General features: G+C 72.4%; 24 protein-coding genes and 1 pseudogene. 15 read left to right on the top strand and 10 right to left on the bottom strand.

Translation table 11 applies throughout. From position 1 onward, the window contains the following. Positions 1-18 precede the first annotated feature (18 nt). From acnA to ACP6CK_RS28270, 3 genes are all read left to right on the top strand, one after another. Positions 19-2,727 (top strand): aconitate hydratase AcnA, encoded by a 2,709-nt coding sequence (gene acnA / locus ACP6CK_RS28280; protein ID WP_426956676.1) that lies wholly within the window; start codon positions 19-21, stop codon positions 2,725-2,727. 70 nt (positions 2,728-2,797) lie between these two features. Then, complete coding sequence (locus tag ACP6CK_RS28275) at positions 2,798-3,784, top strand: diacylglycerol/lipid kinase family protein (protein ID WP_426956675.1); 987 nt, start codon at positions 2,798-2,800, stop codon at positions 3,782-3,784. Then, entirely contained in the window at positions 3,781-4,554 is a 774-nt protein-coding gene (locus tag ACP6CK_RS28270) for a metallophosphoesterase family protein (protein ID WP_426956674.1), read from the top strand. The genes ACP6CK_RS28275 and ACP6CK_RS28270 overlap by 4 nt, the downstream gene beginning before the upstream one ends. 30 nt (positions 4,555-4,584) lie before the next feature. Here ACP6CK_RS28270 and ACP6CK_RS28265 read toward each other — a convergent pair whose 3' ends face one another. Further along, positions 4,585-5,757 (bottom strand): MFS transporter, encoded by a 1,173-nt coding sequence (locus ACP6CK_RS28265; RefSeq protein ID WP_426956673.1) that lies wholly within the window; start codon positions 5,755-5,757, stop codon positions 4,585-4,587. A gap of 77 nt (positions 5,758-5,834) precedes the next feature. Between ACP6CK_RS28265 and ACP6CK_RS28260 the strand changes: the two genes are divergently transcribed. From ACP6CK_RS28260 to ACP6CK_RS28245, 4 genes are all read left to right on the top strand, one after another. Next, the gene (locus ACP6CK_RS28260) at positions 5,835-8,780 is read left to right on the top strand and encodes a helicase-related protein (RefSeq protein ID WP_426956672.1); all 2,946 of its coding nucleotides are present in this window, start codon (positions 5,835-5,837) and stop codon (positions 8,778-8,780) included. A 7-nt stretch (positions 8,781-8,787) separates the two neighbouring features. Continuing rightward, a complete protein-coding gene (locus tag ACP6CK_RS28255; RefSeq protein ID WP_426956671.1) occupies positions 8,788-9,084 on the top strand; it encodes an RNA-binding S4 domain-containing protein in 297 nt (98 codons plus the stop codon). A gap of 135 nt (positions 9,085-9,219) precedes the next feature. Further along, a complete protein-coding gene (fdxA, locus tag ACP6CK_RS28250) occupies positions 9,220-9,552 on the top strand; it encodes a ferredoxin FdxA (RefSeq protein ID WP_426956670.1) in 333 nt (110 codons plus the stop codon). 222 nt (positions 9,553-9,774) lie between these two features. After that, positions 9,775-10,860 carry a CarD family transcriptional regulator gene (locus ACP6CK_RS28245; protein ID WP_426956669.1) on the top strand — a complete coding sequence of 362 codons (1,086 nt, stop codon included), beginning with the start codon at positions 9,775-9,777 and terminating at the stop codon, positions 10,858-10,860. Positions 10,861-10,903: 43 nt separating this feature from the next. Here ACP6CK_RS28245 and ACP6CK_RS28240 read toward each other — a convergent pair whose 3' ends face one another. The 3 genes from ACP6CK_RS28240 to ACP6CK_RS28230 all read right to left on the bottom strand — a co-directional run bounded on the left by ACP6CK_RS28240 (position 10,904) and on the right by ACP6CK_RS28230 (position 13,985). Further along, positions 10,904-11,452, bottom strand: coding sequence for a M23 family metallopeptidase (locus tag ACP6CK_RS28240; protein ID WP_426956668.1), 549 nt, complete (start codon positions 11,450-11,452; stop codon positions 10,904-10,906). 198 nt (positions 11,453-11,650) lie between these two features. After that, positions 11,651-12,454, bottom strand: a complete 804-nt coding sequence (locus tag ACP6CK_RS28235; protein WP_426956667.1) for a Bax inhibitor-1/YccA family protein — start codon at positions 12,452-12,454, stop codon at positions 11,651-11,653. A 142-nt stretch (positions 12,455-12,596) separates the two neighbouring features. Then, on the bottom strand, positions 12,597-13,985 hold the full coding sequence (locus ACP6CK_RS28230) for a CoA transferase (protein WP_426956666.1): 1,389 nt from the start codon (positions 13,983-13,985) through the stop codon (positions 12,597-12,599). Between ACP6CK_RS28230 and ACP6CK_RS28225 the strand changes: the two genes are divergently transcribed. Then, entirely contained in the window at positions 13,984-14,577 is a 594-nt protein-coding gene (locus ACP6CK_RS28225) for an AAA family ATPase (RefSeq protein WP_426956665.1), read from the top strand. The two genes, ACP6CK_RS28230 and ACP6CK_RS28225, sit on opposite strands and share 2 nt — an antisense overlap. 6 nt (positions 14,578-14,583) lie before the next feature. On the opposite strand, the gene ACP6CK_RS28220 is transcribed toward ACP6CK_RS28225, so the two are convergent. Beyond that, positions 14,584-17,100 (bottom strand): ABC transporter permease, encoded by a 2,517-nt coding sequence (locus tag ACP6CK_RS28220; protein WP_426956664.1) that lies wholly within the window; start codon positions 17,098-17,100, stop codon positions 14,584-14,586. After that, positions 17,097-17,870 carry an ABC transporter ATP-binding protein gene (locus ACP6CK_RS28215; RefSeq protein ID WP_426956663.1) on the bottom strand — a complete coding sequence of 258 codons (774 nt, stop codon included), beginning with the start codon at positions 17,868-17,870 and terminating at the stop codon, positions 17,097-17,099. Before ACP6CK_RS28215 ends, ACP6CK_RS28220 begins: the two co-directional genes overlap by 4 nt. On the opposite strand from ACP6CK_RS28215, the gene ACP6CK_RS28210 reads away from it, so the two are divergent. The 6 genes from ACP6CK_RS28210 to ACP6CK_RS28185 are packed head-to-tail and all read left to right on the top strand — an operon-like array spanning position 17,869 to position 21,435. Then, positions 17,869-18,552, top strand: coding sequence for an arylesterase (locus tag ACP6CK_RS28210; protein ID WP_426956662.1), 684 nt, complete (start codon positions 17,869-17,871; stop codon positions 18,550-18,552). The two genes, ACP6CK_RS28215 and ACP6CK_RS28210, sit on opposite strands and share 2 nt — an antisense overlap. 16 nt (positions 18,553-18,568) lie before the next feature. Beyond that, positions 18,569-19,105, top strand: coding sequence for an RNA 2',3'-cyclic phosphodiesterase (gene thpR, locus ACP6CK_RS28205; RefSeq protein WP_426956661.1), 537 nt, complete (start codon positions 18,569-18,571; stop codon positions 19,103-19,105). A 42-nt stretch (positions 19,106-19,147) separates the two neighbouring features. Then, complete coding sequence (locus tag ACP6CK_RS28200) at positions 19,148-19,507, top strand: DUF2946 family protein (RefSeq protein WP_426956660.1); 360 nt, start codon at positions 19,148-19,150, stop codon at positions 19,505-19,507. Between the two features lie 51 nt (positions 19,508-19,558). Further along, positions 19,559-20,041 (top strand): copper chaperone PCu(A)C, encoded by a 483-nt coding sequence (locus ACP6CK_RS28195; RefSeq protein ID WP_426956659.1) that lies wholly within the window; start codon positions 19,559-19,561, stop codon positions 20,039-20,041. A 54-nt stretch (positions 20,042-20,095) separates the two neighbouring features. Then, positions 20,096-20,806, top strand: a complete 711-nt coding sequence (cobB, locus tag ACP6CK_RS28190; protein ID WP_426956658.1) for a Sir2 family NAD+-dependent deacetylase — start codon at positions 20,096-20,098, stop codon at positions 20,804-20,806. Beyond that, positions 20,803-21,435, top strand: coding sequence for a uracil-DNA glycosylase family protein (locus tag ACP6CK_RS28185; protein WP_426956657.1), 633 nt, complete (start codon positions 20,803-20,805; stop codon positions 21,433-21,435). Before cobB ends, ACP6CK_RS28185 begins: the two co-directional genes overlap by 4 nt. Before the next feature lie 178 nt (positions 21,436-21,613). Here ACP6CK_RS28185 and ACP6CK_RS28180 read toward each other — a convergent pair. The 4 genes and pseudogenes from ACP6CK_RS28180 to ACP6CK_RS28165 all read right to left on the bottom strand — a co-directional run. Then, a pseudogene (locus ACP6CK_RS28180) lies at positions 21,614-21,748 on the bottom strand (cupin domain-containing protein); the annotation flags it as partial. A 213-nt stretch (positions 21,749-21,961) separates the two neighbouring features. Then, positions 21,962-22,867 carry an NAD(P)H-hydrate dehydratase gene (locus ACP6CK_RS28175; RefSeq protein ID WP_426956656.1) on the bottom strand — a complete coding sequence of 302 codons (906 nt, stop codon included), beginning with the start codon at positions 22,865-22,867 and terminating at the stop codon, positions 21,962-21,964. Then, on the bottom strand, positions 22,864-23,643 hold the full coding sequence (locus ACP6CK_RS28170) for a histidine phosphatase family protein (RefSeq protein WP_426956655.1): 780 nt from the start codon (positions 23,641-23,643) through the stop codon (positions 22,864-22,866). Before ACP6CK_RS28170 ends, ACP6CK_RS28175 begins: the two co-directional genes overlap by 4 nt. A 96-nt stretch (positions 23,644-23,739) precedes the next feature. Then, complete coding sequence (locus ACP6CK_RS28165) at positions 23,740-24,135, bottom strand: metallopeptidase family protein (RefSeq protein WP_426956654.1); 396 nt, start codon at positions 24,133-24,135, stop codon at positions 23,740-23,742. A 55-nt stretch (positions 24,136-24,190) separates the two neighbouring features. Here ACP6CK_RS28165 and ACP6CK_RS28160 point away from each other — a divergent pair, with 55 nt between their 5' ends. Further along, positions 24,191-24,496 (top strand): 4a-hydroxytetrahydrobiopterin dehydratase, encoded by a 306-nt coding sequence (locus tag ACP6CK_RS28160; RefSeq protein ID WP_426956653.1) that lies wholly within the window; start codon positions 24,191-24,193, stop codon positions 24,494-24,496. The last annotated feature ends 41 nt before the right edge of the window (positions 24,497-24,537 follow it).

The following is a 24,537-nucleotide window of genomic DNA, read 5'->3' as shown; positions in this document are numbered from 1 at the left end:
AGGGGATCGTTCACCGCCATGAGCAAAACCGGTCAGGACAGCCTGAAGACCCGCCGCACCCTCTCGGTGGACGGCAAGACCTACCACTACTTCTCCATCCCCGCGGCGTCCGAGGCGCTGGGCGTCGATTTCACCCGCCTGCCGAACTCGCTGAAGGTGCTGCTGGAGAACATCCTCCGGTTCGAGGACGGGCGCTCCTACCGCGTCGACGACGCGAAGGCGGTGGCGGGCTGGCTCGAGGGCGGGCGCTCCGACAAGGAGGTGCCGTTCCGTCCCGCGCGCATCCTGATGCAGGACTTCACGGGCGTGCCGGCGGTGGTCGATCTGGCAGCCATGCGGGACGGCATGCTGAAGCTCGGCGGCGATCCGCAGAAGGTGAACCCGCTGGTGCCGGTGGATCTGGTCATCGACCACTCGGTGATGGTGGACGTCTCCGGCACGCCGGATGCGATGCGGAAGAACGTGGAGCTGGAGTACGAGCGGAACGGCGAGCGCTACGAGTTCCTGCGCTGGGGCCAGGCTGCCTTCGACAACTTCCGCGTGGTTCCGCCGGGCACGGGCATCTGCCACCAGGTCAACCTGGAGTACCTGGCGCAGGTGGTGTGGTGCTCGACGGATGCCGGCGACGTCATCGCCTACCCCGATAGCTGCTACGGCACGGACAGCCACACGACGATGGTGAACGGCCTCGGCGTGCTCGGCTGGGGCGTGGGCGGCATCGAGGCGGAGGCCGCGATGCTTGGCCAGCCGATCGCGATGCTCATCCCCGACGTGGTCGGCTTCAAGCTGACGGGCAAGCTGCGGGAGGGCGTGACGGCGACCGACCTCGTGCTGACCGTGACGCAGATGCTGCGCAAGAAGGGCGTGGTCGGGAAGTTCGTGGAGTTCTACGGCACCGGCCTGTCCGACCTGCCGCTGGCCGACCGGGCGACGATCGGGAACATGGCGCCGGAATACGGCGCGACCTGCGGCTTCTTCCCGGTGGACGAGATCACGCTGGGCTACCTGCGCCTGTCCGGCCGTGACGAGAGCCGCATCGCGCTGGCGCGCGACTACGCCAAGGCGCAGGGCATGTGGCGCGACAACGACACGCCCGACCCCGTCTTCACCGAGACGTTGGAACTCGACATGTCCACCGTCCAGCCCTCGATGGCCGGGCCGAAGCGGCCGCAGGACAAGGTGCTGCTGGGCGACATCAACACCTCCTTCGCCAAGGAGCTGACGGGCGGCCTGGCCCTGCCGGGCGCGCCGGCGGCGGGCACGCGCGTGGCGGTGGAAGGCGCTAATTACGACCTCGGCCACGGGGACGTGGTGATCGCGGCGATCACCTCCTGCACCAACACCTCCAACCCCTATGTGCTGGTGGCCGCCGGGCTGGTGGCGAAGAAGGCGCGGGAGAAGGGGCTGGCGCCGAAGCCCTGGGTGAAGACGTCTCTCGCCCCCGGGTCGCAGGTGGTGACGGACTACCTGAACGCCTCCGGCCTGCAGGCGGAGCTGGATGCGATCGGCTTCCAGACCGTGGGTTATGGTTGCACCACCTGCATCGGCAATTCCGGCCCGCTGGAGGACCCGATCGCGGACGCGATCGAGAACAACAAGCTCGTCGTCGCCTCCGTGCTGTCGGGCAACCGCAACTTCGAGGGGCGCGTGCACCCGAACGTGCGGGCGAACTACCTCGCCTCCCCGCCGCTGGTGGTGGCCTATGCGCTGGCCGGCACCATCACGAAGGACCTGACCGAGGAGCCGATCGGCCAGGGGCGCGACGGGCAGAACGTCTACCTGAAGGACATCTGGCCCGCGCAGTCCGAGATCAACGACACGGTGCACCGCGTCCTGACGCGCGAGATGTTCCGCGGCCGCTACGCCGACGTGTTCAAGGGCGACGCGCACTGGCAGGGCATCCAGGTGGAGGCGGGCAGCGACACCTATCGCTGGAACTCCGGCTCCACTTACGTGCAGAACCCGCCCTATTTCGAGGGCATCTCGCCGGAGCCGGCGCCGATCGGCTCCATCCACGGCGCGCGGGTGCTGGCGGAACTGGGCGACTCCATCACCACGGACCACATCTCCCCGGCGGGCTCCATCCGGAAGTCCTCGCCGGCGGGCGAGTACCTGCTGGAACACCAGGTCCGGCAGGCCGACTTCAACTCCTACGGCGCGCGCCGCGGCAACCACCAGGTCATGATGCGCGGCACCTTCGCCAACACCCGCATCAAGAACGAACTGGTGCCGGGCATCGAAGGCGGCATCACGAAGCACTACCCGTCCGGCGAGGTGATGCCGATCTACGACGCGGCCATGAAGTACAAGGCCGAGGGCGTGCCGCTGGTGATCTTCGGCGGCAAGGAATACGGCACCGGCTCCTCCCGCGACTGGGCGGCGAAGGGCACGATGCTGCTCGGCGCGAAGGCGGTGATCGCCGAGAGCTTCGAGCGCATTCACCGCTCGAACCTCGTCGGGATGGGCGTGCTGCCGCTCGTCTTCAAGCCGGGCGAGGACCGCAAGACACTCGGCATCACGGGTGACGAGGTGATTGACATCCTCGGCCTGGAGGACCTGAAAGCGCGGATGCTGCTGGAACTGGTCATCCACCGCTCCAACGGCATGGAGACCCGCACCCAGGTGCAGTGCCGCGTCGATACGGCGGACGAGGTCGAGTACTACAAGCAGGGCGGCATCCTGCACTACGTGCTGCGCAGCATGGCCGGGGTGAAGGTCGCGGCCTGAACCTCGCGCAGCGATGGTCGTGGACGGGGCGCGGACCGAGGGGTCCGCGCCCCGTTCGCGTTTGGATGTCATGCAACCCTCGGGGGAACCGGCGGTTCCCCTGCCGCCCGTGACACCCGACCCCGCCGACGCTCCGCGACCGCCGACCCGCGCCGTGCTCGTGATGAACACGCGCGCGCGGACCCTGCTCGGCCGGCCCGAGCTGGCGGGTGAGGTGGTGGCGGCGCTGGCGCAGGCGGGATTCCTGCTGTCCGTGGTGGACGATCCCACCATGTCCTTCCCGGAGCGAATCGAGGCCGCCATCGCCGATCCGGCGGAGTTGCTGATCTGCGGCGGCGGCGACGGGACGATCCGCACGCTGGCGGCGCGGCTGGCCGGGACGGGCCGCGTGCTGGGCGTGCTGCCGCTCGGGACACTCAACCTCGTGGCGCGGGACCTCGGGCTGCCGCTCGATCCGGTGGAGGCCGCACTGGCCCTCGGCACGGCGGCGCCCCGGCGGATCGACGTGGCGGAGGTGAACGGGCAGGTCTTTCTCTGCCAGTCGGTGATCGGCGTGCCCAACGCCATCGGACGGCACCGCGAACGGCACCGGGGCAAGGGCTTCTTCCGGGCGCTCGTCCGGGTGGCCGTCGCGGCGGCGCGCGCGCTTTGGCGCCGGCGGGCCCTGCGGCTGGCGGTGACGTCCCCGGGCTGGCGGCGGCCCTGGCGGGTCTGGACCCGCGCGCTGTCCGTCGTCAGCAACGACTACGAGGAGGCGCCGGGGCGCTTCTTCTCCCGCCCGAAGCTCGATGGCGGCGTCCTGACGCTCTACGTCTCCCGGCGCTTCTCGGTGATCTGGTCGCTGAAGATGCTGGCGCGGATGGCGATCGGGAGCTGGAAGCGCTCCCCCGACATCGCGATGATCTCGGCAACGGCCTTCACCATCCTCTCGCAGCGGCGGCGGCTTCGAGTGATGAATGACGGGGAGGCGGCGGTGCTGATGACGCCGCTGCGCTACACGATCCGGCCGGGGGCGCTGACGGTCCTGGCACCGATGCGGGAGGCCGTCCCGGCGTGAGAATCCTGGACCACATCTCCGACCTGCATTTCTGCCGGGTCGACCAGCGCGTGGTCGATGCGCTGCTGGAGCGGCTCAACGCGGACCCCGCGCATCTCGTCGTGGTCAGCGGCGACCTGACCATGCGGGCGCGGCGGAACGAGTACCGGGCGGCGCGGGCCTTCCTGGATGCGCTGCAGGTGCCCTGGGTGGCGGTGCCGGGAAATCACGACATCACCGCCTATTACCCGTGGGAGCGGTTCCTCGATCCCTTCGGCCGCTGGCAGGAATTCGTCGCCGAGGACACGGAGCCGGTCTGGCAGGACGAGGAGGTGCAGGTCGTCGGGCTGAACACGGTCTCCCGCGGTGGGCTGCACCTGCAGTGGGAGAACGGCCGGGTTCCGCGGGCCGGGCTGCTGCGCGCACTCCGGCGGCTGCGCCGCCTGCCGGAGGGCCCGTTCCGGGTCGTCGTCGCGCACCACCCGTTCCTGGCGCCACCGGACAGCCCGGGCACGCCGCTGGTCGTGCGGGGGGAGCGGGCTCTGCGGGACCTGGCGGCGGCGGGGGTCCGGCTGGTCCTCGCGGGGCATCTGCACATCGGATACAGCGGCGGTTACGTGGATGCCCGCTCCGTCGCGACGGAGGAGGGCGATCGGCTGACGGTGCTCCAGGCCGGCTCGGCCTTCTCGACGCGGCTCCGGGGCGAGCCGAACGCCTATAACCGCGTGGTGATCGAGGACGGTCGGGCGCGGTGGACGGCGCATCGCTGGGACGGCGAGGCGTGGCGATAGAGCTTCCAGAGCGCTGCAACGGGCAGGCGCCTATCCCGCCCGCCACCCCCGCGTGAGGACGAGGGCCGCGGCGCACATCGCCGTGCCCATCAGGAAGGCCCCGGCCCCGAGATGCGCGAAGAGCGCGCCCGCCAGGAGGGTCGCCGCCGCCATTGCGGCGACGTTTCCAAGGGCGGCGTAGAGGCTCTGGGCCGAGAGTTGCTCCCCCGCCGGGGCATGGGTCGAAAGCCAGCGCATCGCGGCCATGTATTGCGCCCCGAAGGTCAGCGCGTGCAGCGGCTGAAGGACGACCAGCACCGCCAGTTCGGTCGTGATGGCGAGGCCGGTCCAGCGGACCAGGCCGGCGACGGCCGCGATGACCGTTAGCGCGACCGGCGAGAGCCGGCCCAGCAGGGGCTGCGCCCACCAGAGGAGGGCCACCTCGGCCGCGACGGACACCGCCCAGAGAAGGCCGATGGTGTCGGCCGAATGCCCGGCCCGGGCCCAATGGATGGAGCCGAAGCCGTAATAGGCGGCGTGCGAGCCCTGGATGAGGGCGGTGAGAAGGATCATCCGGGCGAAGCCGGGGTGACGCATCAGATGCAGGCCGAAGCCCCGGCGCAGGCGGGCCGCGAGGCCGAGGGGGACGGCCCGCTCGGTGGCGCGTCCGGGCGCGAGGCGGCGCGGCAGGGCCCAGGCGGCGAAGGCCGTGGCCAGGTAGCAGGCGCCGAGCAGCCAGGGCATGGCGTCGTAGCCCAGGCGGTTGGCGAGCCAGCCGGCCAGCAGCGAGCCGAGGATGAAGGCGACGGAGCCAGGGGCCCGGACCTTCCCGTACTCCACCCGGGCCTCGCGCGCGGCGGCGAGGGCCAGGGCCTCGCCCACCGGGCCGATGGGGGCGATGGAGAAGGCGAAAAGGATCTGCACCGCCAGCACGGCCAAGAAGCCGTGGGCCGGGGCCCAGATCATCGCGGCGAGACCCGCGGCCAGGCCGGCGGGGATGAGCAGTCGGCGCGCGTCGCCCAGGCGCTCCGCGAGGCGGCCCAGGGGCGGGCCGGCGAGGAAGCGCGTGGCGGAGCCCGCGAAGAGGACCGCCGCCACCGCCTCCGGCTCCAGTCCACGGCCGGCCAGGAAGGGTGGCAGGAAGGGCATGGTCACCCCGATCCCGGCATAGGCGGCGGCCAGGAAGGCGGCATGGCGGGCTGGGGCGGAGAGGCGGAGGGGCATGGAGTCGGGGCTCCATAGCTCTGCGCTGACGGCGGGCGCTGGACAAGCCGCGCCGGCAACGCCACACGTCCGAACCGATGAGCGACTATTCCCCCGGCCAGATGTTCCCCTCCCGCGTCAAGGCGGTGCTCGGCCCGACGAACACGGGCAAGACGCACCTCGCCATCACCCGGATGCTCGCGCATTCGGGGGGCGTCATCGGCTTTCCCCTACGGCTGCTGGCGCGGGAGAATTACGACCGCATGGTCGCCGCCAAGGGCGAGAAGAACGTCGGCCTGATCACGGGGGAGGAGAAGATCGTTCCCCCCGACGCCAAGTGGTTCGCCTGCACGGTGGAGGCGATGCCGCTGGACCGGCGGACCGAGTTCGTGGCGGTGGACGAGATCCAGCTCTGCGCCGACGCCGACCGCGGCCATGTCTTCACCGAGCGCCTGCTGCACGCGCGCGGCATGGTCGAGACGATGTTCCTCGGCGCCGAGACCATCCGGCCGCTGCTGCAGCGGCTGGTGCCGCAGGCGGAGGTGGATTCGCGGCCCCGTCTCAGCCAATTGAAGTATTCTGGGCCGGCGAAGCTGACCCGCCTGCCGCCGCGCTCGGCCGTGGTCGCCTTCTCGGCCGGGGAGGTCTACGCGATCGCGGAGGCGATCCGGCGGCGGCGCGGGGGCTGCGCCGTGGTCATGGGGCGGCTGTCGCCGCGGACCCGGAACGCCCAGGTCGCGCTTTACCAGAACCGGGAGGTGGACTTCCTGGTGGCGACCGACGCCATCGGGATGGGGCTGAACATGGACGTGGACCATGTCGCCTTCGCCAGTCTCCAGAAGTTCGACGGGCACCGGCCCCGGCCCCTGACGGCGCAGGAGGCCGCGCAGATTGCCGGCCGCGCCGGGCGGGGCATGCGGGACGGAACCTTCGGCGTGACGGCGGAGTGCCCTCCTCTCTCCGACGATTTCGTGGAGAAGATCGAGGGGCACCATTTCGACCCGCTGACGACTCTCGCGTGGCGGAACTCCAATCTCGACTTCGCCAGCGTGGACGCGCTGCTGGCCTCCCTCTCCGAGCCGCCCCCCTACCAGGGGCTCGCGCGGGGGAACGACGCCACGGACTACGTGACTCTGGAGGCGCTGTCGCGCGAGCCGGAGATCCGGCGGCTGGCGGATTCGCGGGCCCGGGTGCGGCTGCTCTGGGAAGCCTGCCAGATCCCGGACTTCCGCAAGCTGGCGGACGACACCCACACCCGCTTCTGTGCCCGGGTCTTCACCCATCTGGTGCAGGACGGGGTGTTGCCGGCGGACTGGGCGGCCTCGCAGATCGCCTATCTCGACAACATCGAGGGCGATCTGGACACGCTGATGGCCCGGCTGACGGGCATCCGGATCTGGACCTATGTCGCCTCCCGCGCCGACTGGCTGAAGGACGCGGAGGGGATCGCGGGCGCCGCGCGGGAGGCGGAGGACCATGTGTCCGACGCGCTGCACGAGCGGCTGACGGCGCGCTTCGTGGACCGCCGGGCCGCCCACCTGATCCGCAAGCTGGACGAGAGCGACGAGGACCTGCTCTCCGCCGTTACCCGCACGGGCGAGGTGATGGTGGAAGGCCACCCGGTCGGCCACGTGAAGGGCTTCGTCTTCGAGGCCGCGGCCGATGCCGGCGATGAGGAGGAGCGGAAGGTCATCCTCCGGGCCGCCCGGCGGGCGCTGCGCGAAGAGATGCCGCGACGCGTGGCAGCGCTGGAGGCGGCGGGCGACGACGCCTTCGCCCTGACGAAGTTCCAGCGGATCACCTGGAAATCCGGCGAGGATGAGCCGGCCGAGGTGGCGAAGCTGAAGGCGGGAGACTCGCCGGAGAAGCCGGTCATCGAGCCGATCGACTCCGAATTCCTGGATAGTGCCCAGCGGGAGCGGGTGCGGGCCAAGCTTGCGGCGTGGTTCGAGGCGCTCGTCGCACGCGACCTGGCGCCGCTCGCCGAGGCCGAGACGAAGGCGGCCGAGGATGCCTCCCTCCGGGGCCACCTGTTCCGACTGCGGGAGTTCCTCGGACTGCTGCCCGGCGGGACGGAGCGGGAGATCAACCCGGAGCTGCGCGGGAAGCTGAAGGCCATCGGGGTGCGGGCAGGACGCTTCGCCCTCTACATCCCGGAAATCCTGAAGCCGCGTCCCATGGCGCTGCGGGCGCAGCTCTGGGCGCTGAAGGCGAACCAGGCCGTGCCGGCCCTGCCGGGCGGGGGTCTGGTCTCCATCCAGCCGCCCCGGGACTGGCCGCGGGGCTTCGCGGCCACGATGGGCTGGGTGCAGGCCGGGCCGCTGCTGGTGCGGCTGGACGTCGCGGAGCGGATCGCCGGGGAGCTGGGGCACCTCGCCCGCCGCGGGCCGGCTGCCCTGCCGGCAGACGTCGCCAGCCGGCTGGGGGCGAAGGCGGATACCTTCCCGGCAGTGCTCGGGGCGCTCGGCTTCCGGCTGGTCCCGGCGGAGCCGCTGGCCGAGGACGCCTTCGGTCCGCCGGCGCCGCAACTTGTCGCCGCGCGGCGGGAGGAGCAGCACCCCGCGCGGGGACGGCGCGACGGGCCGCCCCGCCGGGATCGGGAGCGGCCGCGCCGCGAGGGCGCGCCCAGGCCAGCCGAGGGCGGAGAGGCGTCGGCGCCCGCCGAGGGCGCCGAGGCGGCGCCGGCGGAGACGGTCGAGGGCACCGTGCCGGCCGAGGCCGGGACAGCGGCACCGGGCGAGGGTGCCGCGCCGGCGCGCGAGGAGCGCCGCGGTGACCGCCCGCGCCGGGATGACCGGCGTGGCCCGGGCGGTCCGAACCGCGGGCCGGATCGCGGGCCGCGGGGCGATGGCCAGCGGCGCGACGACGGACCGCGCGGCGAGCGGCAGGGCCATTTCGGGCCGCCGGGCGGGCGCGGACCCCGGCCGGGCGGCGGGAACGGCGGCAGCCGGCCGCCCTTCCAACAGCCGCGGCGGGAGGAGAAGCAGCCCGATCCGGACAGCCCCTTCGCGGTGCTGGCGAAGCTGAAGCTCGGGAAAACCTGATCCCCGCATGGCGGAGACGGAGGACCGCGACTGGCAGCGCCTGGACAAGTGGCTCTGGTGCGCGCGCCTGTCCAAGACCCGCTCCGCCTGCGCGGCGCTGGTGGAGGCGGGCGCGGTCCGGCTGAACCGGCAGCCCGTGGACAAGGCCCATGCCCGGCTACGGCCGGGCGACGTGTTGACCCTCGCGCTCGGCGGGCCGGAGCGGGGCGTGGTGCGGGTCTGGCGGGTGGTCGCCCTGGCCGCCCGGCGCGGTCCGCCCGCGGAGGCCCGGACGCTGTACGAGGAAATCGCCGCGGGCGGCTGAATCCCATGGGCTCCGTGCCCGTGCGGCCGGGACGGGTTGTGTGTGCCGCGGGATCGCGCCATGTGTCCCGCCCGGTGCGGGGGCCGGAATCGTAGGCCCTCCGCGCCCGTCGCAACGACAGACCGGAACCCGACCGTGACCTATGTCGTCACCGAGAACTGCATCAAGTGCAAGTACATGGACTGCGTCGAGGTGTGTCCGGTGGACTGCTTCTACGTCGGCGCGAACATGCTGGTGATCCACCCCGACGAATGCATCGACTGCGGCGTGTGCGAGCCGGAATGCCCGGCCGAGGCGATCGTGCCCGACAGCGACGACAAGGCGACCGACTGGGTCGAGAAGAACCGGGTCTACGCCGGCGAATGGCCGAACATCACCCGCAAGGGCGAGCCTCCGGCCGACGCGAAGGAGTGGGACGGCAAGCCCGGCAAGGCGGAGATGTTCGACCCGGCCCCTGGCACGGCCTGACCGAGGTCTGACAACCGCCGGCCCGGTCGCAGCGTTCCGCCGGGGCATGTCCCTTCATGTGACGGAAGCGCCGGAATCTGCTAGGGTGTTGCCCGGAGACGCGCGGCCCATATGGGGGGCGGCAGTCCCATGGTCGCGCGGGGTGGCCCGGGGCAAGGGGCCACGCGCCCTCAGTGTCGGCGGGACCGGGATGACGGCGCGGACGGATCGCGGAGAAACGGAATGACGGCGAAGGCCTCGACGAAGGGGACCCCGGAGCGGGGCGCGGCGAAGGACGCGAAGGCGGCTCCCGCCAAGGCGCGCTCCGCGCCCGCGCCGGTCGCCGCGAAGGCCAAGCCCATCGCGGCCGAGCGCAAGACGGCGCCTGCTCCAGCCAAGCCGGCCGCGAAGGCGGCCGCGCCGGTGAAGGCGTCCGAGAAGGCGTCCGCGGCGAAGACTCCCTCGGCCAAGACTGCCGCGGCCAAGGCACCGACGCCGAAGGCCGCGCCCGCCCAGCCACCGGCCCGGGCCCAGGCCCAGGCCACGAAATCCACGCCGGACACGAAGGCGGAGACCCTGCCGAAGGCGCCGGCCGCCTCGCGCGAGGCGCCCTCCCCTGCCCCCCGGCCGCAGCCCGTCGCGACCCGCGCCGAGGAGGAGCCGGAGGCGACACCGGTCCTGGCCGAGGTGGCCGCGGGCTCGGCCCCTGCCCGTCCGGCCACGGCCCGTCCGAGCGTGGCCGAGCCCGCGGCGCCGGCCCCGTCCGAGGCGGCTCCGATCCAGGCACCGATGCGCCCGGCCCCGCCGCCGAAGCCGCTGGGCAATGCCGGCAAGGACTTCAAGGCGGGCGATCACGTCGTTTACCCGACCCACGGCGTCGGCCAGGTGCAGGGGATTGAGGAGATCCCGGTCGCCGGGCTCACCCTGAAGGTGATCGTCATCACCTTCGAGGAGAACCGGATGACGCTGAAGGTGCCGATGGCGAAGGCGGCGTCGTCGGGCCTCCGGAAGCTGGCCTCCGACAAGGTCATGGGCGAGGCGATGGACACGCTCCGCGGCCGTGCCCGGATCAAGCGGACCATGTGGTCCCGCCGGGCGCAGGAATACGAGCAGAAGATCAACTCCGGCGACCCGATCGCCATCGCCGAGGTGGTGCGGGACCTGCACCGCAACGCCGGGCAGCCGGACCAGTCCTTTTCCGAGCGGCAGATCTACGAGCTGGCGCTGGACCGGCTGGCGGCCGAGGTCGGCGCGCTGGACCGGACCGACAAGGCGACTGCCACGCAGAAGCTCCTAGACCACCTGAAGACGGTCGAGAAGGAAAAGTAGTCCAGCCGCCCCGGGCAGAGGCCCGGGGCGGCCTTCCGGCCGTTCAAGCCGGAACGCAGCTCATGAACCCGCGGGCGTTGATCCATTTCAGCGGCGCCGGGGCAAAGCTGGACTCGCCGCCGAGCAGCATGGCGCGGTCGAGATGGCCCGTGGGGTCCATCAGGTCTTCCCGGCGCTGATACTTGTTCTTGCCCTGCTGGGTCAGGCGCCCGGTGGCCTTGCCGGTGTACATCTCGAAGTGGAGCATGCTGACCTTCAGCCCCTCCAGCCGGCCAATCTGGCCGATCTGATCGCCCGCCTTGATGCGGGCGCCCTTCCGGATGCCGGGGGCGAGCTTCTTCTGCACCTCGCCGTAGCGCACGACGCACCAGCCATGGTCCACCTCCACCGCCCAGGTGCCGAGGTAGAAGTAGTAGGAGTCCAGCACCGTCCCGTCCGCGACCGCATAGACCCCGGTGCCGACGGGCGCGTAGAGGTCGCAGCCCGCGTGCAGCCGCTTCCCGTGCGACCGGTTCGCGCCGTAGTTCCGCGGCGCCTCGTGGTAGGACTCCTTCGGGCGGACCTTCAGGGGCAGGTACATCACTTCGTTCACCGGCGCCGGGCTCCTCTGTGGTGGTGAGCGGAGCCTATGCGGCAGGCCAGGACGCGCAACGCCGGCGGGGTGAGGATGAGACCGACGCGACCGTGGCCGCGACAAGCGCGACGCGGCAGCGACGGAACGTGCAAGCGCAAAGAAAAACCCCCGGGGATCGCTCCCCGGGGGCTGGTCTGGCTGACCGACGCGGCTGCGTCAGTCGGACGAGCTGCGCACGCCCATGAACTGCAGCAGCAGCTGGAAGAGGTTGACGAAGTTGAGGTACAGGCCCAGCGCGTCGATCACGGAGCGCTTGGCCGCCTCGTCGCCACCTTCGGCATAGGCGTACTCGAGGTAGTCGTTCTTGATCCGCTGCGTGTCGAAGGCGGTGAGGCCGACGAAGACCACCACGCCGATGACCGAGATCGCGAACTGCAGCGCCGAGCTCTGGAAGAACATGTTCACCAGGCCGGCGATGATGATGCCGATCAGGCCCATCATCAGGAAGCCGCCCATCCGCGTCAGGTCCGCCTTGGTCGTGTAGCCGTAGATGCTGACGGCCGCGAACATCCCGGCGGTGACGAAGAAGGTGCTGGCGACGGAGGCGCCGACATAGACGACGAAGATATTCGCCATGGAGGCGCCCATCGCGACGCAGAAGGCCCAGAACAGCGCCTGCGCCGAGGTCTTCGAGAGCCGGTTGATGCCGAAGCTCAGCACCAGCACGAACACCAAGGGCGCGAAGATGGCGGCGAAGCCGAGGATCGTGGGCTGCGTGACGATGTTGCCGCGGGCAGACCGGCCGATCGTGAAGAACATCTCCCGGATGCCGGGGGTGTTCGCGATCAAGTACGCGGTGATCGCCGTCAGCGCGAGCCCCGACGCCATCCAGTTGTACACGCGCAGCATATAGGCGCGCAGCCCGGCATCCAGCGTCGCGGCGTCGGTCGCGGCGCGGCCCAGGGGCTGTGTCCAGGCCGACTGGGTCGGCTGGAACCGGTTGTCGGGACCGAAAGCCATAGGGTTCAGAACTCCTCCCAGGGGACGACTCCACGCCATCCCTGCGGTGTGAGGAATATGGACTTCCTGTAACCTGATTCAAGCGGGATTCGCGTATCCGTACCGTTACGGCGCGTGCTGTATCCGGCGCGCACCGGGCCGGTCAGGGCCAGCGCGCGGGATGGGTCCCGAGCGGGACGGAGGGCCGGGCCCAGTAGGCCGGCGTGTCCGAGAGGATCGCGGCGTGGCGGGTGGCGGTCAGCCGGCCGAAGCCACTGTCGGACTCCTCCACGGCATCGGCCGGCGTCGGAATGGCCGTGGCCGCGGTGCCGCCGGGGATCCGGCCGAGGCTGCGCAGCCAGAGCGCGGTGCGGGCGAGGGAGACTTGGACGTGCCAGCTCCCGCCCTCCTCCGCGCGGCGCAGCAGGGCGGCCATGGCGCCGAACGCCATGAGCGTGCCGGCCCCGTGGTCGAGCGCCTGGACCGGAAGCGGGCGGGGCTTCCCCGGCGAGCCGGCATCCGCCGCCTCCGCATCGTTCAGGCCGCTCGCCGTCTGGACCAGGGAGTCGAAGCCGCGGCGCTCGTGCCAGGGCCCGGTCTCTCCGTAGGCGGAGAGGGAGACATGGATGATGCCCGGACGGAGAGCGGCCGTGTCCGCCGGGCCGAAGCCGCGGGCCGCGAGGGTGCCGGGACGGTAGCCCTGCACGAAGAGGTCGGCGCCGCGGATCAGGTCGCGCAGGGTCTCCCGGCCGGCCTCGGCGCGCAGGTCGATGTGGGTCGAAAGCTTCCCGCGGCCGGTGTCCACGACAAGGTAGGGGATGGAGGGAAGATGCGGGCCGGTGACGAGCAGCACGTCGGCGCCGTGGGCGGCGAGGATGCGGCCGCTGACCGGCCCCGCGATGACCCGGGTGAGGTCCAGAGCGCGCACACCCGAGAGCGGGCGAGCTGGATCGTTCGGGAAGGGCTCGGGCGGGGCATCGCCGATCCGGGTGATCGAGATGACGGGCAGCGGCGCGATGGCACGGGCCTGGGGGTGGGCGTCCCACTGGTCGAGGGTGCGCATCATGGCGGCAGGGAGGCCTGCCTCGGCCGCGGCCTCGTCGAGGTAGGGGCCGGTCCAGCTTTCCAGGGCGCGGGCGACGGAGGCGCGGTCGTGCTCGGCGCCGAGAAGTTCCAGGAAGCCGTCCCGGTGATGCGGAAAATTCGCGTGGAGGCGGACCCAGCTCCCGTCGCCGCAGCGATAGGCGCCGGCGATCGGGTCCCAGGTGTCACCGGGCGCGACGCCGTTCACGCGCTGCAGGTGCTCGCTGTGGAACTCGGCGATGGCGTGCGCCATGTCGACGGACACCGTCTGCGCGCGCCCCGTGCGGCGGTGCCAGATCTCGGCGGCGGCCAGGCCCGCGGCCCCGATGGCCGCCGTGGCGGCGGTGCCGACGCGGAAGGAGGAGGGAAGGACGGGGTCCTCACCGGTCAGGCGCGCGCGGCCGAGCGCCTCCTCCGGCAGGGCAAGGCCGCGCCAGAGATCGGAGAGGGCATCCATCGGGCGGGTCATGGCCGCTGATGCGATCATGGGCCGGGCAGCGGGGCAACCGGCGTGGCGGTCGGGGCAGGTGCGCGGCAAGTTCGGGTCCATGCTGATCGCCTTCGGCGGGTTGCCCGCCACCGGAAAGACCACCCTTGCCCGCGCCGTCGCGGCGGAGCGGAGCGCGGCCTACCTGCGGGTGGACGTGATCGAGCAGGCGCTGCGGGAATCCGGGACCCTGGCGAATGAGGTGGGGCGGGCGGGCTATGCCGTCGGCTATGCGGTGGCGGAGTCGAACCTGCGGCTGGGCGTGACGGTGGTCGCGGATTCGGTGAACCCGCTGCCGGTCACGCGCGCGGCCTGGCGGGCCGTGGCGCGGCGAGCCGGTGTGCCCTGCCTCGAGGTGGAGGTGGTGTGCACCGACCCCGCGGAGCACCGGCGGCGGGCGGAGACGCGGGCCGCGGACATCCCGGGACTGGCCGGGCCATCATGGGCGGAGATCACGCGGCGCGACTATGCGGCCTGGGAATCGCCGCGCCTCGTGCTCGACACGGCGCGGCTCGGCGTGCCCGCGGCGCTCGACGCGCTGCGGACCGCGATGGCCAACTTGGCCGGCGCGTAGGCCGCCCTACTCGTTCCGCAGCAGCGGCGCCGCCTTCGCCCGCAAGGCGAGCGCCGTGCCCGCATAACCCATGGCAAGGGTGATCGCGACGCAGATGAGGATCGTCGCGGCAAGCGTGCCGGGTAGGAAGGCCCAGTCGGTTCGCATGACGAAGCGCGCCACGCCCCAGGATGCAGCGGTTCCCGCGGCCGCGGCGACGAGGCCGGCGACGAGGCCGAGTAGGCCGAACTCCACGAGCCAGGCGCGGCGGATCTGCGCGCGAGTGGCGCCCACCGTCTTCAGGACCACCGCGTCCCGGATGCGGCGGCGCTGGCCGGCGGCGACCGCGCCGGCGAGGACGAGCAGGCCGGACAGGAGCGTCACGGCGGCGGTGGAGGAGAGCGCCGTGCCCACGCGCCCCAGGAGGGCGGCGAAGGCGTCGAGCGCGTCGCGCACGCGAATGCCGGTCACGTTGGGGAAGGTGTCGGTGATCGCGCGGAGGACCGTGCCGTCCTGGCGCGGGTCGTTGCGGACCGTGGCGATGTTCGTGTGGGGCGCTGCCGCCAGCAGGCCGGGGGAGGCGACCATGGTGAAGTTGATGCCGAGCCCCCGCCAGGAGATGTCACGCAGGCTGGTGACGCGCAGGTCGATGTCGCGGCCCAGCACATTCACCGTGATGGTGGAGCCGATGCCGATGCCCCAGCCCTGGGCGAGATTCGCGTCGAAGGAGACGAGCGGGTCTCCCTCGTAGTCGACAGGCCACCACTGGCCGGCCGTCAGCCGCGTCCCCTCTGGCGGCGTGGCGGCGTAGGTCAGGCCGCGGTCGCCGCGCAGCGCCCAGCGCGTGTCCTCGGTGGCCTGGACCTGCTCGGCCGGGACGCCGTTCACGGCGACGATGCGGGCGCGGAGCGACGGCACCCGGCGCACCTCCGTCACCCCGGGCAGGCCGCGGGCGAGGCGGTCGAACTCGGCCGCCTGGTCGGACTGGATGTCGATGAAGAAAAAGGAGGGCGCGGTGTCCGGCAGGCTCTCGGTGATCTGCTGCCGGATGTTGCCCTGGATGAGCGCGATGGCGGCGAGCGTCGTCAGCCCGATGCCCAGGGAGACGAGCATCAGCGCCGTGGGCGCGCCGGGGCGGTGCAGGTTCGCGAGGCCGAGCCGCAGCCAGGGCCGCCGGCGCGACGGGAGCCGGCGCGCGACGGCCTGGAGGCCTGCGGCGGCGACGCGGAACAGGGCCAGGGTGCCGAGAGCCGCGCCGCAGAAGGAGAGAGCGAAGACCGGGCGCTCGGCGGAGGCGACGACCAGGGCGATCAGGGCCGCCACGGCGGCCGCGTTGGCGAGGATCAGGCCGAGCCGGGGCCGACCCGCCGCGCTCGGCTGGATCGTGTCACGGAACAGGGCGGCGCCGGGGATGTCGCGCGCCCGGCCGAGCGGCCAGAGAGCGAAGGCGAGCGCGGTGAGCAGGCCGTAGAGAGCGGCGAGCGCCAGGGGCAAGGGGTAGAAGCCGAGGCGCGGGGGGACGGGGAGCGCGTCGGCCAGCGCCCAGGCGGCGGCCCAGGTGAGGCCGTATCCGGCGATCAGCCCCATCACGACGCCGAGCAGCGCGAGCGCCAGGACCTGGAAGAGATAAGTCGCGAAGATCGCCCCCGCCGGCGCGCCGATGCAGCGGAGCGTGGCGATGGTGCGGGCCCGCTGGTCGAGCCAGGAGCGCACGCCCGTCGCGACGCCGATGCCGCCGACGAGGAGTGCGGTCAGCCCGGCGAGGGTCAGGAAGGAGGCCGCCTGGTCGAGGAAGCGGTTCACCCCCGGCTGCCCCTGCGATGCCAGCCGCAGCCGCCAGCCATTGTCGGCGAAGGGCTGGGCCCGGAGTTCGGCGGCGAAGGCGGCGGGGTCGGCCTCGGGCGGCAGGGCCACGCGGGTCTCGTAGGTGACGAGGCTGCCGGGCTGGACGAGGCGGGTGGCCTCCAGCGCCGACATCGGAACGAGGGCACGGGGTGCGAGGGCGGCGAGGCCGGAGCCCTTGTCCGGCTCGGACTCGACGGCGCCGCGATAGGCGAAGCGGGCCTCGCCGAGGCGGACCGTGTCGCCCGGGGAGAGGCCGAGGCGCTGCGCCGCAAGCGCGTCCAGCGCAACCGGGGGAAGGTTGTTCGCGCCCTCCCCGAGTGGGCCGGGCGGATCGAGGGTCAGGCTGCCGTATAGGGGATAGGCCGCATCCGCGACCTTCAGATCGACCATGGTGCGTTCCCCGTTCGGGGCGATCGCCATGGAGCGCATGGACACGATGCTGGAGAGGCGCGCGCCGCGGGCGGCCATCCAGTCCAGCGCCGTCTGCGGAACGGGCACGCCGGCGGCGATCACGAGGTCGCCGCCCACGATGCGCGCGCCCTCCGCCCGCAGCCCGGCATCCGTGGCCGAGCGAAGGGTGCCAACGGCGGCGATGGATGCCACGCCCAGCGCGAGGCAGGCGAGGACGATCCGCAGGCCCCGCACGCCGCCACGCAGCTCCCGCCGGGCCAGCCGCCAGCCCATCGTCAGGTTGTTCATGCGGCGTCCCCGGGCGCGCCCATGACGCCGGTGTCGGAGACGATGCGGCCATCCTCCACCCGGACCTGGCGGTCGCAGCGGGCGGCCAGGGCCGGGTCATGGGTGATGAGGAGAAGGGTGGTGGAGAAGCGGCGGCGAAGGTCGAAGAGGAGCTCCATCACCTTGTCCCCTGTCGCGCGGTCGAGGTTGCCGCTGGGCTCGTCGGCGAGAAGGAGGGCGGGCTCGGCGACGAAGGCGCGGGCAAGGGCCACGCGCTGCTGCTCGCCGCCCGAGAGCTGGCCGGGATAGTGGGACAGGCGGTGGCCGAGGCCAACCGATGTCAGGGCCTCCTCCGCCCGCTCGAAGGCGTCGGCCCGGCCGGCGAATTCGAGGGGGATGGCCACGTTCTCCAACGCGGTCATCGTCGGGACGAGGTGGAAGGACTGGAAGACGATGCCGAGGCGGTCGCGGCGGAAGGTGGCCAGCGCGTCCTCGTCCATGTTCGGCAGGTCCTGCCCGGCGACGGTCAGCGTGCCGCCGGTCGGGCGCTCCAGCCCGGCCAGGAGCATCATGAGGGAGGTCTTGCCGGAGCCGGAGGGCCCGACGATGCCGACCGCCTCCCCCGGGGCGACCGACAGATCGACGCCGCGGAGGATGTTGACCTCCCCCCCTGCCCCCACCACCCTAAATGACAGGGCGCGCGCCTCGATGAGCGGTGCGGCCCCGGTTCCGGGCAGGGCTGCGGCCGCCGCGCCCGGGGCGGGCGATGAATGGGTCAGGGAATCCGGCATGCCGACGAGATTGGGCCGCCGGGCCGCTCTCAACAGGGGCGCGGCCGGTTTCGTTCTGTGTCTGACGGGGACGGCCTTCGCCCAGACCCCCTCCCCGGCCCCGGCCCGTTCATTGCGGCTGCTGATGCTGGGGGACAGCATCACCGCTGCTTATGGTCTCTCCCGCGGAGAGGGGCTGCCCGCGCGGTTGGAGGCGGCGCTGCGCGCCAAGGGCCGCCAGGTCACGGTCATCGATGCCGGCGTGTCGGGCGACACCACGGCCGGCGGGCGGGCCCGGCTGGACTGGGCGCTGGCGGAGCGGCCGGACGCGGTGATCGTGGCGCTGGGAGGCAATGACGGGCTGCGCGCCATCCCGCCGCGGAACACGCGGGCGAACCTGGAGGCCATCCTGGATCGGCTGAAGTCGCGGAACCTGCCGGTCCTGCTGGCGGGTATGCTGGCGCCGCCGAATCTCGGCCCGGATTACGGGCGGGAGTTCGCGGCGGTCTTCTCAGACCTGGCAGGCGCACGGCCGGAGGTCGTGGCCTATCCCTTCCTGCTGGACGGGGTGGCGGGCGATCCGGCGCTGAACCAGCCCGACCGCATCCACCCGAACGCCCGCGGCGTCGAGGTGCTGGTGGCGCGGATGCTGCCATCGGTGGAGACGCTGCTGGACCGCGCGTCCGCCGCTCGGCCCGCCTGAGGATTGCGGGAAGACGATGGTTCGGCTCTTCGTCGCGCTCGCGCTTCCGCCGGAGCTGCGCACGCAGCTCTCGATGCTGGCGGGCGGCATCCAGGGGGCCCGCTGGGTGCCCCCGGAGAACTACCACCTGACGCTCCGCTTCATCGGGGAGGTGGAGGGCTGGCGCGCGGACGAGGTGGACGAGGCGCTGTCCTCGATCCGCGCGAAGCCTTTCGAGCTGTGCCTGCGCGGCGTCGGCACCTTCGAGAAGGGCGGCAAGATCGGCGCCCTGTGGGTGGGGGTGGAGCGGTCCGACGGGCTGACCCATCTGCAATCGAAGGTCGAGACCGCGCTGCAGCGGATGGGCCTCGATCCCGAGCGGCGCCGCTTCGCGCCCCATGTCACGCTGGCGCGCACGGACAAGGCACCGGCGGGGAAGCTCGTGGAATGGGTGCAGGCCCACAACCTGTTCCGCGCCCCGGCCGTCGCGATGGAGCACTTCACCCTCTTCTCCTCGCGGCTGGGAAAGGAGAACCCGGTCTACGTGCCGGAGGTGGAGTACGAGCTGGCCTGAGGGCCTGTCGTCGCACCGGCCGTCGTGATACGGGGGCGGCCGATGCGCGCCACCCGGCCCGTGCTGTCCTTCCTGGTCGCGCTGCTGCTGGCGATGCAGTCCGCGATGGCGGCGGCGCATTGTCTCTCGATGGCGGCGTCGCCGGGCGGCGCGGTGATCTGCACGCCGGAGGGCTTGCGGCACGCGCCGCTGCCGGGAGAGCCGGCGGGCGCGGAGCATGCGGGCGATGCCTGCTTCGCCTGCCCCCTGCTGGCGCCGCCGGTGTTGCCGGGGCCGCCGCAGGTGTCCGCGCCGGCCTGGATCGGCTCGGTGGAGCCGCCCTCCGTCCGGGGTGCGGCGGTCTGGCTGCCGCCGGCCCGCGCGCCGCCCTATGCCCCGCGCGGTCCTCCCTTCCTCGTCTGAGCCGAACGGCCGGCTGGCCGATCCCGACCTTCAGACGAGAGATCACGCATCATGACCATCACCCGACGCGGGGCCGCGCGCCTTGCCCTGCTCGCGCTGGCGCTGCCGGCGACCGCCCTGGGCCACAGCTACACGGCCGGCGACATCAGCATCGGCCATCCCTGGTCCCGGCCCGCCCTGCAGGGCGGCACCGGGGCGGGCTTCATGCCGCTGAAGAACAACGGCACGCAGCCGGACCGGCTGCTCTCTGCCACATCGGCCGCGGCGCGGACGACCGAGCTGCATCTCGGCGTCAACGACAACGGGGTGATGCGCATGCGCCCGGTGTCGGAGATCGTCATCCCGCCGGGAGAGACCGTCACGCTCGGGCCGGGCGGGTACCACATCATGCTCATCGGCCTGGCGAACCCGCTGCGCGTCGGAGACCGCGTGCCGGTGACCCTGACCTTCGAGCGCGCGGGGAGCGTGCAGGTGGAGCTGGCGGTGCAGGCGCAGCCGCCGGCCGGCACGGCCGCAGGCGGGCACAACCACTGAGGCGCGCGGCGCGCCCTTGACGGGCATGGGGCGGGAGGGCGACCTCCCTGCCCCATGGCTCCTCCGAACATCGTGGTCCTGACCGGCGCGGGGATTTCCCGGGAGTCCGGGCTGCACACCTTCCGCGACGCGGACGGGATCTGGGCGAAGCACCGGATCGAGGACGTCGCGACGCCGGAGGCGTTCCGGCGCGATCCGGCGCGGGTTCGGAGCTTCTACAACGCGCGGCGCGCGGGGCTGCGGGATCCGGCGGTGCAGCCGAACGCGGCGCATGCGGCCCTGGCGGAGCTGGATGCGCGCTGGGCCGGCGACTTCCTGTTGGTGACGCAGAACGTGGACGACCTGCATCACCGCGCGGGGTCCCGCCGGCTGGTGCACATGCACGGGGAGCTGGCGCGGGACCGCTGCATCTACTGCCAGGTTGTCAGCCCCGGCGGGGGCGACCTGACGGCGGAGACGCGTTGCCCGGCCTGCGGGCGCGCCGGCGGCATGCGGCCGCATGTTGTCTGGTTCGGAGAGATGCCGCTGGAGATGGAGCGGATCGCGGCGGCGCTGGCGGCCTGCGACCTGTTCGTGTCCATCGGGACCTCGGGCGCGGTGTATCCGGCGGCGGGGTTCGTGGCGGAGGTGCGCGGGCGCGCCGATACGCTGGAACTGAACCTGGAGCCCTCGGAGGGGTCGCACCTCTTCGACGAGGCGCGGCACGGGCCGGCGACGAGGCTGGTGCCGGAATGGGTGGAGGCGATGCTGGCGAAGTGGCCGTGACACCGCGGCCCCCGGCCATGGTGATCGCGCGCGATCCGGGGTTTCCGCCCCAGGCGGACATGGAGACGGCGGCGGCACTGGCGAGGGCCTGTACGCTCTGCGCGGAGCGGCTGCCGCTGGGGCCGCGGCCGATCTGCCAGCTTGGTGCAGGGGCGCGCGTGCTCATCACCAGCCAGGCGCCGGGGACAAAAGCTCATCTCTCCGGCATTCCGTTCGAGGACGCGTCGGGGGAACGGCTGCGGGACTGGCTGGGGCTGGACAAGACGGCTTTCTACGACACGTCGAAGGTCGCCATCCTGCCGATGGGCATGTGCTACCCGGGGCGGCTGCTGCGCGGCGGGGATGCGCCGCCCTGCCCGGACTGCGCGCCGCTCTGGCACCCGCGCATCCTGCCGCTGTTCACCGACCTGCGCGTGCGGCTGCTGGTCGGGTCCTACGCGGTGCGATTCGTGCTGGGGAAGCGGGCGGGGCTGGTGGAGAGCGTGCGGGATTTCACGCGCTTCCTGCCCACGCATTTTCCCTTGCCGCACCCGTCCTGGCGGACGCTCGTCTGGGCGAAGCGGCATCCGTGGTTCGAGGCGGAGGTGCTGCCGGCGCTGCGGGAAGTGGTGGCGCGGGCGCTGGCCTGAGGCGCGAAGGCTTCAGGGCTTCGCCCTCGAAACCGTCTGCGGGGATGACGCGGCCGAGGGCCTGGATGGTGGCGGTGGATCGGTCGGTGTTCCACACCCCCGCGGCGAAGGCGACCTCGCCGATGTCGAGATCGTCGATCACGTCCACCGCGCCGATCGTGGAGAAGGCCAGGAAGCGGAGTTCGCTGGCCGAGGCGTTGACGATCTGGTGCGCCTCCCGGCCCGCCGGCGCCGCGATCAGGTCTCCGGCGCGGATGGGGAGGGTGTCGTCGTCCAGGCGGTAGGAGCCCTCTCCCGAGAGGATGTCGAACATCCCGTCCGTCACGTGTGGCGGTAAATCGGGAAGGCGCACTTGGCTGGCGCGAGGATCGTCAGCGTGCAGCCCCCTTCCGGTCAGGCCCGGCAGGCCGCCGGCGGTGCCGAATTGTGCCTGGAAGTGGCCGCGATCGCCGTTCTCCTTCAGCGGGATCTCGTCGAGCGGGATGATCCGGCGCTCGGCCATGGCAGGTCCGTTGGGCTGAAGGAGTCAGGCGGGAGCGAGGTCCGCGAGGATGGCCGGGACCTCTCCCGGCAATTCGCGCGCGAGGAAGCCGAGCGGCCCGAGGCGACGGGCGAGGCGGTGTCCGGCCTCCGCGTGGACCCACACGCCCCAAGCCGCGGCGGTGAGCGGCGCGGTGCCGCGCGCGAGCAGTCCCGCGATCATGCCGGCGAGGGTGTCGCCGGACCCCGACGTGGCCAGGCCGACATGGCCGTGGTCGGAGACGAGCACGATGCCGCCGGGCGCGACGACATGGGTGCGCGACCCCTTCATCACGACGACGCAGGCCAGGTGCTCGGCCGCGCGGTGCGCGGCGGCAAGCGGGTCAGCCTCGACCTCGTCCCGCGGGAGATCAAGAAGGCGTGCCATCTCCCCGGCATGGGGGGTGATGACGGCACGCCCCCGGTGGCGGCGGACAAGTTCGGGCTGGGCGGCGAGGCCCGACAGCGCGGCCGCGTCGAGGACGACGGCGCAGCCCTCCTGAACATCGGTCAGCACCTCGGCGGTGAGGGCGGCCTCCTCCTCCGCCATGAGGCCGGGACCGAGGAGGAGCGTGTCGCAGTGCGCCAGCTTCTCGCGCAGGGCGGCCGGGGCGGTCGCGGCGATGCAGCCGGTCTCCGTCTCATCCAGCGCGATCACCAGGGACTCCGGCACGGCCAGCGCCAGGTGTGGAGCGACGGAGCGGGCGGTCGCGAGGCGCAGGCGGCCGGCGCCGGCGCGCAGGGCGGCTTCCCCGGCCAGCCGGACGGCGCCGGGGACCTCGGCGCAGCCGCCGATGACGAGGACGCTGCCGCGGCCGTCCTTGTCTCCGCCCTCGTCGGGCTGGGGCAGCGGGTGGGTGCGGAGCCAGTCCGGGTCGATGGCGACGGCGCCGACCTGCAGGGGGTCGGTCACGCGCCGACGGCCTTCTTGTCCGGCTCCGCGGTGACGGGCGTGCCCTCCCGTGTGAGCGGGGCGACGAAGTTGTAGCGATGCAGCCTCAGCGCGCCGGTCTGGGACGGGCCGGGGTCGTAGCGGTACTCCGTGACCGAGCAGTTCGCGACGTCGCCCTCCCGGTCGATGGCGAGGATCTTCTCCTCGGTCAGGTTCTCCAGGAGGTAGCGGAGGCAGAGGACGACGACCTGGTGGCCGACGATCAGCACGCGCCGGCCGCCATGGTGCAGGGAGATGGTGTCGAGCGCGGAGCGCAGGCGCAAGATCACGTCGCACCAGGACTCGCCGCCCGGCGGCCGGTGGTAGAACTTGCCGAGGATGCGGCGGAACTCGGCCTGGTCCGGCATGATCTCGCGGATGCCGAGGGTGGTCAGGCCGTCGATGATGCCGAACTCCTTCTCCCGCAGGCGCTCGTCCACGATGAAATCCTCCGGCGCGACGGGCAGGCCGCCGCACTCGTGGATGTGGTGCGCGGTCTGCTGCGCGCGGCGGTAGGGGGAGCAGAGGACGACCTCCGGGCGGTCCTCCGCCGGCATGTCGGCGAACCAGCGGCCAAGAGCGCAGGACTGCTCTTTCCCAAGCTCGCTGAGCGGAACGTCCACGTCGCGGCCGTCCAGGGCGATCCGGGCTGCCTTGGCCCGCTGCGCGGCGTCGCGCGCGACATTGCCGGCGCTCTCGCCGTGGCGGACGATCCAGAGGGTGTCGGGCCAGCGCTGGGACGGGTGGGAAGGGGGCATCCGGGGCGGTTCTCCTCGGATGCGGCAACGCGGGCGGGGCCGGCGGGTTGGACGATGCGGCCGGCCTTGGGAGCGGGCCGCCGCCGGGCGGGGTGGCTACCCCTCCCCTTCCAGGCGGGCGATGCCCTCCTCGGAGAAGCCGAAATGATGGGCGATCTCGTGGATCAGGACGTTGCGGACGAGGCGGAAGAGGTCCGCGCCGGTCTCCACCCATTCCACCAGGATCGGCTCGCGGTAGAGAAGGATCGTGTCGGGGGCCATCGTGACGTCCAGGGCCGATTTCTCGGTCAGGGGGCGGCCGCGATACAGGCCTGTCAGCTCCCAGGGATGCTCCAGGCCGAGCTCGGCCAGGGTCTCGTCGTCCGGGTTCTCCTCGACGAGGATGGCGGCGCCGCGCACGGCCTCGCGCAATTCCGTGGGGATGGCGGCGAAGGCGGCCTCGGCCAGCTCGGCGATGTCCTCGGCGGTGGGGGGCGTTCCCCCCTTGTCCATGGCGGCCATGCGGGAAGGGCGCCAGAATGCGGGCCGAGGTCAAGCGGAAACGCCGATGGTCGAACCCCTCTCCCCCGCACGCCGTTCAGAACTCTCCTCCCTTCTGCCGAGCTGGACCCCCGTGGAGGGCCGGGACGCGATCCGGCGGCGCTTCCGGTTCGCGGATTTCAACGCGGCCTTCGGCTTCATGACGCGCGTCGCGCTCCTGGCTGAGAAGGCGGACCATCATCCCGAGTGGTCCAATGTGTGGAACCGGGTGGAGATCGTGCTGACCACCCATGACGCGGGTGGCCTCAGCGAGCGGGACGTCGCTCTGGCGGCAGCGATCGACAGCTTGGCCGGCGGGCCGGATGCGTCATGATGGGATCGTATCCAACGCCGCCGAATCCGGGCGGCGACGCG

The sequence above is a fragment of the Muricoccus radiodurans genome, from assembly GCF_050154705.1.
Taxonomy (GTDB): Bacteria; Pseudomonadota; Alphaproteobacteria; order Acetobacterales; family Acetobacteraceae; genus Roseomonas; species Roseomonas radiodurans.
Note: the sequence above shows the minus strand (reverse complement) of the source record. Positions and strands in the feature narration are given on the sequence as shown.

Bases quoted from the DNA above. Each gene is read 5' to 3' on its own strand.
- acnA (WP_426956676.1), top strand. From the start codon at position 19: ATGAGCAAAACCGGTCAGGACAGCCTGAAGACCCGCCGCACCCTCTCG.
- ACP6CK_RS28275 (WP_426956675.1), top strand. From the start codon at position 2,798: ATGCAACCCTCGGGGGAACCGGCGGTTCCCCTGCCGCCCGTGACACCC.
- ACP6CK_RS28265 (WP_426956673.1), bottom strand. From the start codon at position 5,757: ATGCCCCTCCGCCTCTCCGCCCCAGCCCGCCATGCCGCCTTCCTGGCC.
- ACP6CK_RS28260 (WP_426956672.1), top strand. From the start codon at position 5,835: ATGAGCGACTATTCCCCCGGCCAGATGTTCCCCTCCCGCGTCAAGGCG.
- ACP6CK_RS28255 (WP_426956671.1), top strand. From the start codon at position 8,788: ATGGCGGAGACGGAGGACCGCGACTGGCAGCGCCTGGACAAGTGGCTC.
- ACP6CK_RS28245 (WP_426956669.1), top strand. From the start codon at position 9,775: ATGACGGCGAAGGCCTCGACGAAGGGGACCCCGGAGCGGGGCGCGGCG.
- ACP6CK_RS28235 (WP_426956667.1), bottom strand. From the start codon at position 12,454: ATGGCTTTCGGTCCCGACAACCGGTTCCAGCCGACCCAGTCGGCCTGG.
- ACP6CK_RS28225 (WP_426956665.1), top strand. From the start codon at position 13,984: ATGGCCGCTGATGCGATCATGGGCCGGGCAGCGGGGCAACCGGCGTGG.
- ACP6CK_RS28230 (WP_426956666.1), bottom strand. From the start codon at position 13,985: ATGACCCGCCCGATGGATGCCCTCTCCGATCTCTGGCGCGGCCTTGCC.
- ACP6CK_RS28220 (WP_426956664.1), bottom strand. From the start codon at position 17,100: ATGAACAACCTGACGATGGGCTGGCGGCTGGCCCGGCGGGAGCTGCGT.
- ACP6CK_RS28210 (WP_426956662.1), top strand. From the start codon at position 17,869: ATGCCGACGAGATTGGGCCGCCGGGCCGCTCTCAACAGGGGCGCGGCC.
- ACP6CK_RS28215 (WP_426956663.1), bottom strand. From the start codon at position 17,870: ATGCCGGATTCCCTGACCCATTCATCGCCCGCCCCGGGCGCGGCGGCC.
- thpR (WP_426956661.1), top strand. From the start codon at position 18,569: ATGGTTCGGCTCTTCGTCGCGCTCGCGCTTCCGCCGGAGCTGCGCACG.
- ACP6CK_RS28200 (WP_426956660.1), top strand. From the start codon at position 19,148: ATGCGCGCCACCCGGCCCGTGCTGTCCTTCCTGGTCGCGCTGCTGCTG.
- ACP6CK_RS28195 (WP_426956659.1), top strand. From the start codon at position 19,559: ATGACCATCACCCGACGCGGGGCCGCGCGCCTTGCCCTGCTCGCGCTG.
- cobB (WP_426956658.1), top strand. From the start codon at position 20,096: ATGGCTCCTCCGAACATCGTGGTCCTGACCGGCGCGGGGATTTCCCGG.
- ACP6CK_RS28170 (WP_426956655.1), bottom strand. From the start codon at position 23,643: ATGCCCCCTTCCCACCCGTCCCAGCGCTGGCCCGACACCCTCTGGATC.
- ACP6CK_RS28165 (WP_426956654.1), bottom strand. From the start codon at position 24,135: ATGGACAAGGGGGGAACGCCCCCCACCGCCGAGGACATCGCCGAGCTG.
- ACP6CK_RS28160 (WP_426956653.1), top strand. From the start codon at position 24,191: ATGGTCGAACCCCTCTCCCCCGCACGCCGTTCAGAACTCTCCTCCCTT.